General features: G+C 66.9%; 12 protein-coding genes. 1 reads left to right on the forward strand and 11 read right to left on the reverse strand.

Annotated elements, in window-relative coordinates:
* Nucleotides 1-265 precede the first annotated feature (265 nt).
* The 7 genes from N4R40_RS07445 to N4R40_RS07475 form a co-directional block, all read right to left on the reverse strand.
* Entirely contained in the window at nucleotides 266-691 is a 426-nt protein-coding gene (locus N4R40_RS07445; protein ID WP_261606738.1) for a hypothetical protein, read from the reverse strand.
* Between the two features lie 699 nt (nucleotides 692-1390).
* Nucleotides 1391-2233, reverse strand: coding sequence for a WD40/YVTN/BNR-like repeat-containing protein (locus N4R40_RS07450; RefSeq protein WP_261606739.1), 843 nt, complete (start codon nucleotides 2231-2233; stop codon nucleotides 1391-1393).
* Between the two features lie 84 nt (nucleotides 2234-2317).
* Entirely contained in the window at nucleotides 2318-2917 is a 600-nt protein-coding gene (locus N4R40_RS07455) for a DUF305 domain-containing protein (RefSeq protein ID WP_261606740.1), read from the reverse strand.
* Between the two features lie 82 nt (nucleotides 2918-2999).
* The gene (locus tag N4R40_RS07460) at nucleotides 3000-3461 is read right to left on the reverse strand and encodes a DUF6153 family protein (protein WP_261606887.1); all 462 of its coding nucleotides are present in this window, start codon (nucleotides 3459-3461) and stop codon (nucleotides 3000-3002) included.
* 51 nt (nucleotides 3462-3512) lie between these two features.
* The gene (locus tag N4R40_RS07465) at nucleotides 3513-5633 is read right to left on the reverse strand and encodes a heavy metal translocating P-type ATPase (RefSeq protein ID WP_261606741.1); all 2121 of its coding nucleotides are present in this window, start codon (nucleotides 5631-5633) and stop codon (nucleotides 3513-3515) included.
* A gap of 55 nt (nucleotides 5634-5688) precedes the next feature.
* Nucleotides 5689-6018, reverse strand: a complete 330-nt coding sequence (locus tag N4R40_RS07470; RefSeq protein ID WP_201468907.1) for a heavy-metal-associated domain-containing protein — start codon at nucleotides 6016-6018, stop codon at nucleotides 5689-5691.
* A gap of 31 nt (nucleotides 6019-6049) precedes the next feature.
* A complete protein-coding gene (locus N4R40_RS07475) occupies nucleotides 6050-6331 on the reverse strand; it encodes a metal-sensitive transcriptional regulator (protein ID WP_261606742.1) in 282 nt (93 codons plus the stop codon).
* A gap of 294 nt (nucleotides 6332-6625) precedes the next feature.
* Here N4R40_RS07475 and N4R40_RS07480 point away from each other — a divergent pair, with 294 nt between their 5' ends.
* Nucleotides 6626-7549 carry an ROK family protein gene (locus tag N4R40_RS07480; protein WP_261606743.1) on the forward strand — a complete coding sequence of 308 codons (924 nt, stop codon included), beginning with the start codon at nucleotides 6626-6628 and terminating at the stop codon, nucleotides 7547-7549.
* 40 nt (nucleotides 7550-7589) lie between these two features.
* Here the strand turns inward: N4R40_RS07480 and N4R40_RS07485 are convergent, their stop codons facing one another.
* The 4 genes from N4R40_RS07485 to N4R40_RS07500 all read right to left on the reverse strand — a co-directional run bounded on the left by N4R40_RS07485 (nucleotide 7590) and on the right by N4R40_RS07500 (nucleotide 12980).
* The gene (locus N4R40_RS07485; protein ID WP_261606744.1) at nucleotides 7590-8840 is read right to left on the reverse strand and encodes an MFS transporter; all 1251 of its coding nucleotides are present in this window, start codon (nucleotides 8838-8840) and stop codon (nucleotides 7590-7592) included.
* Nucleotides 8837-9520 (reverse strand): GntR family transcriptional regulator, encoded by a 684-nt coding sequence (locus tag N4R40_RS07490; RefSeq protein ID WP_261606745.1) that lies wholly within the window; start codon nucleotides 9518-9520, stop codon nucleotides 8837-8839. The genes N4R40_RS07485 and N4R40_RS07490 overlap by 4 nt, the downstream gene beginning before the upstream one ends.
* A gap of 144 nt (nucleotides 9521-9664) precedes the next feature.
* Nucleotides 9665-11401 (reverse strand): alpha-glucosidase, encoded by a 1737-nt coding sequence (locus tag N4R40_RS07495; RefSeq protein ID WP_261606746.1) that lies wholly within the window; start codon nucleotides 11399-11401, stop codon nucleotides 9665-9667.
* Complete coding sequence (locus N4R40_RS07500) at nucleotides 11388-12980, reverse strand: glycoside hydrolase family 66 protein (protein ID WP_261606747.1); 1593 nt, start codon at nucleotides 12978-12980, stop codon at nucleotides 11388-11390. Before N4R40_RS07500 ends, N4R40_RS07495 begins: the two co-directional genes overlap by 14 nt.

The raw sequence follows: 12980 nt of genomic DNA on the forward strand, positions 1-12980 counted from the left end.
TGTCCTGCGAGATGACACTTCTGGTCAGCGCATTGGCCGAAACGTGAGGAGCGCCCACGCGCGCGGTGGAAGATTACGGTGTTGTCAAGGGCGGGCTCTGACCATACCCCGCCACGCAACGCGCAGCCCGCGTTTTCGCGAGGAGATTTAGGCCCGACATGCTCGTCGTCGGAACCAGTGACATTAAGCACTCACAAAAGGGCGCCAAGAGGTGCCGAACTCCACAAGTAGAGCCACCAGAAACGCGGCCCGTATCGAAACTCGGTTACGGGACGAGTAGTTTCGGGTCGGAGTTTCGGCCTGTCTGCTCGGTGGGTTCAGCGCGGTCGACGATGGGGCGGAGCTGTAGCCAGCCGGAGAGGATCAGCACCAGAGCCGTGCCGGTGAGGATGCCGTCTAGTAGACCGGGGGGCAAGAGGAAGATCATCAGCACCAGGGTGACGCCGCAATTGAAGAGGGAGAGCACCAATCCCCACATGCGGTTTCGGGCCATGGCTATGGCGCCGGTAATGCGAAGCACTCCGAACACGCCGCTCATCGCCATCATCAGGTAGAGGTGCTCGTTTAGGTATGGCAGCGCGAAGATGTCGACCCGATCGGTGATCGAGCCCTGAGGGACGCCCAGCGCGAGCAGTGCTACAACGCCGATGACAACTGAGAGCTCCATCAGCGCGCCCTGGGCGATCAGCAAGCCGCTCGCCCATCGAAGTCGGAGGAGGCGTGCGCGAGGTGTTGTCACGCTTTCAATCTATCGGCCGAGGTAGGCAACGCACCGGGCCGGGCACGTGGTTCTCTTTGTAGGTTCCCGCAATCGCTCGAAACTGATCGATTGCGGCACGTCGACCAGGTGCAGCGCCGCGACGTCGACACGCCGTGCCGAAACTCCGTGCCTGTGGAGTTCGTCGCTCTTTGGCGGTGTTCTGTGATCGTTCAGTGTCGCTAGTTACCGATCACGAGGATGCTGGCGGCGGCCTCGACGACCGGCTACAAGTCCTGCACCGAGGACCGGGCGATTGGTTTGCCAAGCTCGTCTGGAGCGCCGCGATCATCGCGGTACCGCTCGGCGGATTGATCGTCTTCTGGTCAGCGCATTGGCCGAAACGTGAGGAGCGCCCACGCGCGCGGTGGAAGATTACGGTGTTGTCAAGGGCGGGCTCTGACCATACCCCGCCACGCAACGCGCAGCCCGCGTTTTCGCGAGGAGATTTAGCCCCGACATGCTCGTCGTCGGAACCAGTGACATTAAGCACTCACAAAAGGGCGCCAAGAGGTGCCGAACTCCACAGCTTGAGGCGTGCCGCTATGGTTCGCCGAAACCTCGTATCGGCAGACAGTTTCGGCGTGTAGCGGGACAGGTGAGCGTCTTTCGCTGGAGATATCGTCCCCTCGTTTACTTGGCAATTGCCGCCAGGCCGCTGTCATCGAAGACCAAGATGTCACCGTCGTTCGTGGTCGCGAGCGCTTGCGCGGAGCCATGAGTGACGCCGGCTGGAACCCACTCGGCTTTGGATCCTGTGCTGGCCCAGATCTGTCCGCCGCGACCGACACCGACAAGCCGTTTGCCGTCAGGTGACACGGCGAGTAGATAGAGCGCAGGCGCCTCGTTCAGAGGTGTAAAAGTGGTGCCCTCATCAGTGCTGATTTGCACCCCGTCTGGGGTGGCGGCGATCAGTTGCCCTTCACTGTCGATGACGAGGCTGAACGCCAGAATTTCTCCGACCGCCGACCAGGTCTCACCGAGGTCGTCAGTGCGGAGGAGCTCCGCAGAGTCCGAGGCGATCCCGTAGAGGGTGTCGTTCTTCCCGACGGCAAGCACGTGGAAGTCTTTCTCGTCGGTGAATGAGACAGGCGTCCAAGATCTGGCGCTGTCGTCGCTCCGGATGATTCCGAGGTTGGGGGAGCCGAGTTCTGGGGCCGTGGTCGGTCCGGGATGCCCGGACGCGAGGAGAGCATCACCAACAGTGATGAGGCCCATTGCGTCGAAGTCGGTCGTCTCGATACGCGAGCCGACCTCCCCATCCGGTGTGGCCGTGTAGATCCCGTCATGGGCACCCAGGAGGTATCCGTCCTCGGAGGGGTTAGGCACGATCGCGTGGACGTGGCTGATGGACGCGGCGTGGTCGTGCCCGGTGGTGGGCTCGGCGGGTGCCGTGCAGCCGGCCAGCACAATGCTGGCCGCGATCGTTGTGGAGAGCGTGAGTGCCGCTCGGTGTCGCTGTCGAAAAGTGGGCAACGTGAGCTTCTTGAGGGTTCGCATGATGGTGTGCGCAACAGATCACGAGGTGGGGTGCGGGAGCCCCGCACCCCACCCCGGGGATCACAGAGTTGCGAGGATCTCCTTCATGGTGGCGATCTCGTCGGTTTGCGTGTCGATGATCGTCTCAGCGAGTGCGATGGCGTCGCTGTTTTGACCGTTGTCGACTTCGTCCTGCGCCATGTCGACAGCGCCCTCGTGGTGCTGGATCATCTGCTCGAGGAACAGACGGCCAGCATCGGGACCGGTGGCATCTTCGAGGGCCTGCATGTCTTCTTCGGACATCATGCCGCTGCCGTGATCCATGCCCTCCATGCTGTCCATATCCGCGCCCCAGTCTTCGAGCCACTGATCCATCTTCTGGATCTCCGGCTCCTGAGCGGCCTTGATCTCTTCCGCGAGGGCGACGACGCGCTCATCGACGCCGTCTTTGCCGAGAACGACATCGGACATCTCGATGGCCTGTGCGTGGTGCTCCTTCATCATGCTGGCGAACATGATGTCGGCGTCGTTCGCGTCCGCTGTTTCGGCGGGTGCGGACGAGCTGCCGCCGTGGTCCATACCTTCCATGCCGTTGCCAGAACCGGTGTTTCCGGCGCAGCCCGTGAGGGCAAGAAGGGCAGTGAGGGTGAGTGCGGCGATCGCCGCGGGTCGAATCTTCATGAGTGTTCTCCAAGGGTCGGTGATGAGGCCCGGCTGCTGCCGGTGCCAGGGGTGCGTGCCCGCAGAGCGGGCTAGCGCGTTATCACGTGCGACTGATGCAGAGAACCGTGAGAGAGGGGGGTGGCGGAAGGGCGTGGGCACGGGCGGGCCAGCGCATGGTCGCGGCCGTAAGTATTGCGATCAGTGTCGCGTGCCGCCAGCCGAGCCCGATCCGCCCGAGCAGGATCGTGGCGACTAGGAGCGCGAGAACGCACGCCATCCACGTCATTGGGTCCCCGCCCCCACACGTCGCGCATCCCGCATCCGCCGTAAGTGAGTCCGGCACGGCGGCGGCTTCGGACGTGTCGTGGTGATGGGCAGATACATCGGCCTGCGTGCTGACAGCGACGGTGTCGTGGTGGCCGGCAGTTGTCGCGTGCGAGTTGAAGGAGTGCATCGCCAGCAGACCCGCGATGACGCCCACCGCGACCGCGAGGACGGCCAAGACGGTATGGGTGAGCGTGCGCGGTCCCCGCACCTGTTGTGCGACGTTGATCAGCGACATACTCACCTCCCGTTCTCCTCAGCCTACGTCCGTCACCCTGACCGTTTCTTGCTACTTACCCGCTACTGCGTCCGGGCGGAGATCCAGCCGGCGCAGCAGCTGCGCGTTGAGCGCGACGACGATGGTCGACAGGGACATCAGCACGGCCCCCACGGACATCGGGAGCACGAACCCGATGGGGGCGAGCACGCCGGCCGCGAGCGGGACGGAGAGCAGGTTGTAGCCAGCGGCCCACCAGAGGTTCTGCTTCATCTTCCGGTAGCTGGCCCGTGACAGTTCGATCACCGACAGCACCGACCGAGGGTCGTCGCTGGCGAGGATGACCCCGGCCGAGGCGATCGCGACGTCCGTTCCCGCGCCGATCGCGATACCGACATCCGCCTGCGCGAGCGCGGGGGCGTCGTTCACGCCGTCTCCGACCATCGCGACCTTGCGGCCCTCGCCCTGCAGTTCTTTCACCTTCGAGGCCTTGTCCTCCGGTCGCACCCCGGCGAAGTACCGGTCGATACCCAGCTCGCCCGCCACGGAGGCGGCCACCGCGTCGGCATCACCGGTGATCATGACGACTTGCACACCCCGCTCGTGGAGGGCCTCGACGGCATGACGCGACTCTGAGCGGATCTCATCCGCCAATCGCAGTGCGCCCGCGACCTGACCGTCGACGAGGACGTGGAGGATGATCGCACCCTCATTGCGCCACTCATCGGCAACCGCCAGCTCCTGGGCGTTCTCCTGCTCGAGCATGTACGGCCCACCGACCTGCACGATGTGCCCATCGACACGCGCACGGACCCCGACCGCCGGCGAGGACTCGAATTCGGACGAGGCAGGGACCGTGAGGTTCTTCTCCTTCGCCGCGTTGACGATCGCGCGAGCGAGCGGGTGCTCAGAGTCGGCTTCCGCAGCCGCGGCCCAGGCCAACAGCTGGTCAGAATCGGTGCCGGACACGGGGTCGATCGCGGTGACGGCGGGGGTGCCCTTGGTGAGCGTGCCGGTCTTGTCGAACAAGACGGTGTCGACGGTGCGCATACTCTCCAACGCGAGACGATCCTTGATCAGCACACCCCCACGAGCCGCCCGCTCCGTCGCGATCGACACAACGAGCGGGATCGCCAGGCCCAGAGCGTGCGGGCACGCGATCACCAGCACGGTGATCGCGCGGATCACCGCGGCGTCGGGCATGCCGACAACCGTCCAGACGATCGCGGTGATCGCGGCAGCGCCGAGCGCGAACCAGAACAACCACCCGGCAGCTTTGTCAGCGAGCCGTTGCGCCCGCGACGACGAGCTCTGCGCCTCGGTCACCAGCTTCTGGATACCTGCGAGAGCAGTGTCCTCGCCGATCGCGGTGATCTCCACCCGCACACCGGAGTCGGTCGCGACGGTGCCGGCGATGACCTGGTCGCCGTCGCTGCGGCGCACGGGCCGGGATTCTCCGGTGATCATCGACTCGTCCATGCTGGCCGAGCCCTGCACGATCCGCCCGTCTGCGGGGACCCGCCCGCCCGGGCGCACCACCACCACGTCACCCACCAGCAGATCAGACGGGGCAACCGTGACGGTTGTATCGCCCTCGATCTTTTCCGCCTCGTCAGGCAGCAACGCAGCCAAGGAATCCAACGCTGAGGTCGTCTGCGCGAGGGAACGCATCTCGATCCAGTGACCGAGCAGCATGATCACGATCAGCAGGGCCAGCTCCCACCAGAAGTCCAGTTCGTGGTGCAGCAGGCCCAGGCTCGCGCCCCATGATGCGAGGAACGCGACCGTGATCGCGAGAGCGATCAGCAGCATCATGCCGGGCTTGCGGGCCCGGAGTTCGCTCACCGCACCGGTGAGGAACGGCGCCCCGCCCCACACATACATGACCGTTCCGAGAACCGGGGACACCCAACCGACCCACGCAGCGTCCGGCAGCGGGTATCCGAGCAGCATCGAGAACATCATCGAAAACCCGACGACCGGAACCGCAAGGACCAGCATGATCCAGAACAACCGCCGGAACTGGCCCACATGATCACCGTGCCCACCATGTCCGCCGTGCCCACCATGGCCGCCATGTTCTGGCGAAGCGTCGTGATCGTGGCTCATCGCCGCGTGGTCATGCTCCGTTGTCGGCGCCGCGCCGTGGTTCTCGTGTGCGGCGCGATGGCTGTGTTCGTCGTGCTGGCTCATCGGAATTCCTTGCTCAGATGCGCCCGGTTGAGCCCGGGTGCAGAAGGTTAGCGACTCAGGCCTGGCTGGTCGCGAGGGTATACCCGGCCTCTTCGACCGCAGCTCTCACAGCGGCAGGATCGACCGGTGCTGCGCTGTGGATAGTCACGCGGGAGGTGCCGCCGGCGTTCAGGTCGACGTCGACGGACTCGACACCGTCCACAGCCGCCAGTTCTTCACTGACGCTCGACACGCAATGCGAGCACGTCATCCCCGCAACCAAAACCTCTTCGGAGGACGAAGATGAGGCCGCAGCCGGTGCGGACGCCTCGGTGTTCGATGGGACGGCGCAGCACGCGCAGCCAGCGTTCGCGTCCTTTAGGCCAAGTTCAATGCGATCAGTCATCGTGTGCTCCTTCAATAGACAGATGTGGCGGTCATGAACGGACCAGACGGGCAATGGCCTCGTTAGCCTCGCGGACCTTCTCTGCCGCAACCTCGCCACCCTCGGCGCTGGCCTCGGCCACGCAATGACTTAGATGATCGCTCAGCAGCGACAACGCCACCGTTTCGAGCGCTCTCGTCGCTGCAGATACCTGCGTGAGGATGTCGATGCAGTACTTGTCTTCGTCGACCATCCGTGCGATTCCTCGCACCTGACCTTCGACGCGACTCAACCGCTTAGCGAGATCTGCCTTGCCGTCGCTGTACCCGTTCATGGTTAAAAGATACCCCCTGGGGGTATCTAACTCAAGGTCGGTTCGCGCATTCCCGCGTGACTCGGTCCTTCTAGCGGTGCGAGCCCGACGAGAACTTGATGCGCCTGCCAAAAACGATCGATTTCGACGGTCTTGCCACCGATTGCGATCACCTGTGTAACTTGCGGCGAAAACTGGCGCGGTCGTCGCGGCAGTTAATGTCGTCCCGCGGCTGATGCGGTGGCGGATCGCGACCTGACCTCTATTGCGACGCCCCGATGAGAGCCTGAGCGCCGGCCCACGCGGCTGCTCGATGTGGATGCCTCTACGCACCACTTCCTGGGCCTGAAGATCCGTGAGAATGAGATCATCGCCGCGGTCACGAACATGCGCGGCGACATCGTGGCCGACTCGATCGCGCCACTGGACGAGCGGACACCGGAAGCGGTCGTGGGACTCGTGAGAGCCCAGCACCTCGCGGCATCAGCCGAACGGGTCATCACTGGCGTCGGGATCGGCATCGGCGGAGCCGTGCATGAGCGACGTGCCGTCATCAGCGCCGGATTCCTGGATTGGAGCGACGTGCCACTCGCCGACCTCATCGAGGCGGCGACCGGAGCACCGACGCTCGTCGAGAACGACGTGGTGGCGCTGTGCGAGTATGAGGATTGGTTCGGCGCCGCGAGCAAGGACGACCGCTTCGCCGTCATCACGCTCGGCATCGGGACCGGCTTCGGGCTCGTCGTCAACGGACAGCCCATCGTCAGTGAGGATTACGGCATCGGCCTCGTGGGGCACTGGCCGATGGATCCCTCAGGGCCGTTCTGTCAGCAGGGACACCGCGGATGCGCCGCCGCGCTCCTCAATTCGGACGCGATCGCCCGCTACGCCACCGAAGCACTCGGTGCCGACACCTCATTCGATGATGCCGTGGAGCTCGCCGCCCAGCACCACCCCGCCGCGCTGCGGATCGTCCAGGACGCGGCACGTGGTCTCGGAGTGTTGATCGCGGCGGTGTGCAATCTCACCCTCCCGCAGCGCATCATCATTGCCGGAGAGGGCGTGCGCCTCGCCGAAGTCGGGTGGCAGACGCTGCTGCAGTCCGTCCGCGATCACCGGGCACCCCAAGCACACACTCCCCCGATCGACCTGTCGAGCGGCGACAACCTCGAATGGGCGCGCGGAGCGGCCGTCCTGGCGATCCAAGCCTTCGCGCTCGGCAGGTTCGCACCCGTGTGATCGCCGCGGCTCACAGGGGCATTGCACCGCGATCGCCGGATCAGCCGGTCGGCAGGTGGCGACGCCCGCTCATGGCGACCACGCCGAGGCTGAGGGCTGCGATCAGGGAGCCCGCGAGGAACATCGTCGAGTACGTGATCCACGCTCCGAGCGCCGCCAGGATGGCCGGGACGAAGAAGCCCAGGTAGGTCAGCGAGTAGTACACGGCGGTGAGCCCCGCGAGGTCGTCGGGTCCTGCGATGCGCTGGATCTCGCGCAGACCGCCGACCAACAGCATGCCGTAGGCGGTGCCCAGCGCGGCGGCCGCGACGAACGCCCAGGGCAGCGAGTGCAGGCCGACGGCGACGGCGGCCAGGCACATCGCGGGGACGGTCACCGCCAGCGCGACGACGACGCCGCGCGCGGAGCGCGGCGAGTCGATCCGGGCGGCGAGCTTCTGCACGGCGACGCCGCAGCCGAGGGCGACCACGCACAGCAGGCCCGAGATCCCCACCTCCAGGCCCGGCACCTGCGACATCATCAGCCCCGGCAGGATGGCGTAGGCGCTGGCGGCCGTGCCGAATACCCACGGCGCCATGGGCGCGACCACCAGCAGGAACCGCCGGTCCATTGCGGTCGGGATGCGCAGGTCATCGAGCAGCGGCGCGGCGTCTACGCGGCGCCGGCGGGTCTCGGGCGCCCGCAGCAGCACGAAGAAGGCGGCCAGGGTGATGGCGATGTGCACCACGTACGGAGCTGCCGCCGGCAGCGGGCCGAACTGGGCGAGCGCGGCGGCGACGCCGGCGCCGAGCGCGAAGCCCGACGTCAGCGCGAGCGCGGCACGCGACGCGCCGCGGCCGTCGACGCTGTCGAGTTCGAACGGCGCCTCAGAGAGCTCCTTGACCCAGCTGGTCCCCACCGCCATCACCAGGCCCAGGGCGACGCCCGAGAGCACCCGGCCGGCGAACAGCAGGGGCGCCGAGGCCGCGCCGACCGCCAGCAGAGCGCTGCCGGCGACGGCGATCAGCGGTGCCGGCACGAAGAGCGGGCGCCGGCCGTAGCGGTCTGAGAGCGGACCGCCCAGCAGCAGCGCGGGCACGATGCCGAGCACGTAGGCGCCGAGCAGGACGTTGACCGTCAGCGCGCTCATCTGGTCGATCTGCCGGTACATGACCAGCAGCGGGGTGAACTCGTTCCCTCCCCACGCGACGGTGAACAGCGCGGCGCCCACGCTCAGCCACGGCGCGGCAGCGCGGGACGCGGCAGCGCGGGACGCGGCGGCGGCGGTCGGAACCTCGGCGGTTGCGCTCACGACAGCAGATCCCGGTGCGTGTTGCGGATGTGCCGCGCGAGCGCCACCTCGAAGGCATCCGGGTCACGATCGCCGATGAGGCGTGCGAGCAGCTCATGGTCGGCGAGCACCTGCGCGGTGCGATCCTCTCGCCGCCAGAGCGAGCGCGTGACCATCCGTCGTTGACGGTCCCGCAGCGTCGCGAAGAATCCGGCCAGCAGGGCGTTCTCACCCGCCTCCACGATGGTGGCATGGAAGGCGGTGTCGGCTTCGGCGAGTCCGTCGAGATCCTGCGCGACGAAGGCCGCGTGTTGCCGCTCGATGATGGCGGTGAGAATGGCCACGAGGCCCTGCGCCCGCTCGCTGTCGCGACCGACTCGGCGCACGGAATCCGTCTCGATGAGCACGCGGGCGTCGACGACGTCTTCGAGTTCGCGCGGCTGGGCTTCGGCGATGAGGGCCCCGCGTTTGGGATACAGCCGCATCCACCCCTCGGCCTGCAGGCTCAAGAATGCCTCACGCACGGGCGTGCGGCTCATCCCGAGCGCCTCGGCGATCGAGCCCTCACTGACCATCGACCCACCGGGCAGCTCTCCGTCCAGAATCCGCTGCTTGACGACCTGATACGCGATCTCCGCCGCGGAGCGCGTGTCGACCGCGCGGGTCGAGCTTGCGGCGATGCCGCTCTCCAACGTATCCATGACATAGATACTAGTCGTATCTATGTCATGGATTGACTGGTCGAGTCCCGCTCGAACGGCCGGGCGGTTCCCGCGCATCGGTGCGCGGCACGGGCCGGCGTCGTTGGAGGCATACCCGGTGAGCTGGTCCCCGCCGGAGCGACGTCAGCGGGCGTACACCTTCGCCTCCCACGGACTCAGGGCGGCATCGGCACGATCCTCGCCGTCCACGTTGTTCAAGATCAGACGCTCGTCGCGCCAATATTCGCGCTCAGCTTCGGGCAGGTGCGGGGTCACCGCCGACGAGGACAGGTTCGCGATCACCAGCAGGCGCTGGGCGCCGAGGGTGCGCCGGAAGGCGAACACGGCCGGCGCGCCGACGTCCAGTCGCTCGAAGTCGCCGTCAGCGACCACGGGAAGCCGGTGTCGCAGAGCGATCAGCGCCCGGTAGTGGGAGAACACCGAAGCGGCATCGCCGTACTGCGCCTGCGCGTTCACGTGACGGTGGTTCGGGTTGACGGCAATCCATGGGACGACCGTCGAGAATCCCGCGTTCGCGCTGGCGTCCCACTGCACGGGCGTCCGCGCGTGATCGCGGCTCATCCTCATGAGCCCCGAAAGCACCCTTTCGGGCTTCTCTCCGCGCGTCACGGCGTCCGCGTAGTAGTTGAGCGATTCGACGTCGCGGTAGTCCTCGATCGCGTGGAAGGGTGCGTTGGTCATGCCGAGCTCTTCGCCCTGGTAGACGTACGGGGTGCCGCGCTGCAGGTGCAGGACCGTGGCCAGCGCGGTGGCCGATTCCCGCCACCATTCGCCGGCATCGCCGAAGCGGCTCACCGGGCGGGGCTGATCGTGGTTTGCGAGATACAGGCTGTTCCATCCCGCGTCGGCGAGCGCGTCCTGCCATTCGGTGAAGGATGCCGCCAACTCCCCCGGCTCGAGCGCGCGGGGACGGAACTTCCCGTTGCCGTGGTCGAGGCTCACGTGCTCGAACTGGAAGACCATGTCGAGCTCGCGCCGCGCGGGGTCGGAGAACAGCGGCGCCGCGTCCTTCGTGACGCCCGGCGTCTCGCCGACGGTCAGCAGTGAACCGCGCCCGTCGAAGACCTCGCGGCGCATCTCCTGCAGATACTCGTGCAGGCGGGGGCCGGCGGAGTAGTGCGCGAATCCGTCGCCGTACTCGGCACCCGGGCGGACGGGTCCGTCGGGATAGTCCGGGTTCTTGGAGATGAGGTTGATGACATCCATCCGGAAGCCGTCGACCCCACGGTCGAGCCACCAGCGCATCATCTCGTACACCGCCTGACGAACTTCGGGATTCTCCCAGTTGAGATCGGGCTGCTTCCGCGCGAAAAGGTGCAGGTAGTACTCCCCCGTCTCGGGGTCGAGCGTCCACGTCGGCCCCGAGAAGAAGGACTCCCAGTTCGTGGGCTCGCGGTCGGGTTCGCCGGGGGCGTGCCCCGCTCGCGGCGGTCGCCAGATGTACCAGTCCCGCTTGGCGCTGTGGATCGAGGACCGCGACTGGACGAACCACGGATGCTCGTCGGAGGTGTGGTTGACGACGAGGTCCATCACGAGCCTCATGCCGCGAGAGTGCAACGCCGTCAGCAGTTCGTCGAAGTCATCGAGGGTGCCGAAGACCGGGTCGATGCCCTGGTAGTCGCTGATGTCGTAGCCGTTGTCGGCTTGCGGCGATGGGTAGATCGGCGAGAGCCAGATCACGTCCACGCCGAGCCGTTCCAGATGATCGAGGCGCTGCAGGATACCCTGCAGATCGCCGATCCCGTCGCCGTCGGAATCCTGGAAGCTCCGCGGGTAGATCTGGTAGACGACCGCGCTCTTCCACCACTGCGACGAGGCCGGCACGTCCGCACCGGGGAAGAGCACCTCAGAGAGCGACATGGACGACCTGCCAGATGTGCACCGGCGGCAGGACGGCCACGGCGTGGTTCTCTTCGAGACGCACCTCGAGATCGCTCAAGCGCCCGCCGGCGTCGGGATCGGCGACGCGCACGCGTGGCATCCGGCCGCGGATGTGTCGGAAGCGCAGCTCCCCGTCGCCGGTGGCGGCCGGCTCGTTCCGCGGCGCATCCCAGGAGGTGTCCTCCTGCCCCGCCAGGTTGATCAGGTGCACGACGAGACCGTCGGCGGCACGGGTGACCCGCCGCCACACCGCCCCCGCTACCGCCGTCTCGGCGACGGCGACGTCGGCGTAGGCCACGTCGAGGTCGTCGTTGTAGTCGCCGACGTACGACGCGGTCACGTCGACGATCTGCGGATCCAGCAGCAGGGAATCGTGCTCGAGCGCGAAATCCGACCAGCGCGTGAGGAACTCGAGCGTCCGCGGCTCGGCGTCGTGGTTGCGGACGTAGTACGGGTCCACGAGCAGCCTGCCGTGCTCACCGGCCAGCAGCTGGGTGGCCCCGTGCGAGAGGAGGGTCGCCATGGTGAAGGCCGTCGCACGATCGGATGCGTCGGCGGGAGCCTGGTCGTACACGTGCTGATAGGCGGCCAGGACGACGGGCTTGTCCCCGGCTACCGCGCGCGCCCGTGTCGCCACGGCAGCAAGCGCGCCGAGTGTGAGCACCGGCTTCCACGGTTCGATGTAGACCGCGTCCTGCGGCGCCGACGCGCTGTCCCACGTCGGGAAGTCGTTGACGTTGTTGAAGATCAGCCGCGCGTCCGGCAGGTTGTCGCGCACCACGTCGATCATCCGATGGAAGGACTCGGCCACGTCGATCGCGGTGCCGTCCGGGGTGGCGGCGTGCTTCGGGTACCCGTACTGGTCGAGGTGGAAACCGTCGAAGCCGACCTGTTCCACCGACGCGCGCAGATCCTGTGCGAAGTGGGCGAGCCAGGGCGGTGACGCGGGATCGAGGATGAAGAGGAAGTCACCGAGCGCATAAGGCTCCCCGTCCGGACGCAGCAGCGCGTGCTGCTGCCACCGCGGCCATTCCTCGGGACCGACCGCGTACACCGCGGCGTACCCGTACGAAGCCGCACCCGCTGCGCGCAGCGCGTCCACGAGCGCCCGGACCGTCTCGAGAGTGATCGGCTGGCCCAGCGCGTCGTCGTACTGCTCGCCGCCACCGAGAAGATCCGCGTGCCGGTACGCCCAGTCGTAGAACTGGATGCCATTGAGGTGGAGTCTGCGCGCGAGGTCGGCGACGGCGTGGACGTCCTTGCCGGGCGCGTAGCTGGCGACGAACCCATAGCGCAGCCGGGCGCGCGCATCGTCCGTGACCTCGATCGCCGTGCGGACGACGCCGCCCGCATGCTCGAGGTCGACGCCGTAGCATCCGGGCGTCAGGTCGGGAAGCGTCTGGAGAGCGCCGGGGCGGACCGGCTGGCGATGGACGAGTTCGCCGAGCCGCCACACAGAGAGGCTGCCGTCCACCGGCGCCGCTCCGCGGATCTCCACGTGCAGATTCTCGCCCGGCGCGAAGCTGGCGCGGGCGGGCAGGAGTGTCAGGTCGGTCAC

The sequence above is a fragment of the Microbacterium memoriense genome (assembly GCF_025398275.1).
GTDB classification, from domain to species: Bacteria; Actinomycetota; Actinomycetes; order Actinomycetales; family Microbacteriaceae; genus Microbacterium; species Microbacterium memoriense.

Bases quoted from the DNA above. Each gene is read 5' to 3' on its own strand.
- N4R40_RS07455 (WP_261606740.1), bottom strand. From the start codon at position 2,917: ATGAAGATTCGACCCGCGGCGATCGCCGCACTCACCCTCACTGCCCTT.
- N4R40_RS07460 (WP_261606887.1), bottom strand. From the start codon at position 3,461: ATGTCGCTGATCAACGTCGCACAACAGGTGCGGGGACCGCGCACGCTC.
- N4R40_RS07465 (WP_261606741.1), bottom strand. From the start codon at position 5,633: ATGAGCCAGCACGACGAACACAGCCATCGCGCCGCACACGAGAACCAC.
- N4R40_RS07470 (WP_201468907.1), bottom strand. From the start codon at position 6,018: ATGACTGATCGCATTGAACTTGGCCTAAAGGACGCGAACGCTGGCTGC.
- N4R40_RS07475 (WP_261606742.1), bottom strand. From the start codon at position 6,331: ATGAACGGGTACAGCGACGGCAAGGCAGATCTCGCTAAGCGGTTGAGT.
- N4R40_RS07490 (WP_261606745.1), bottom strand. From the start codon at position 9,520: ATGGATACGTTGGAGAGCGGCATCGCCGCAAGCTCGACCCGCGCGGTC.
- N4R40_RS07495 (WP_261606746.1), bottom strand. From the start codon at position 11,401: ATGTCGCTCTCTGAGGTGCTCTTCCCCGGTGCGGACGTGCCGGCCTCG.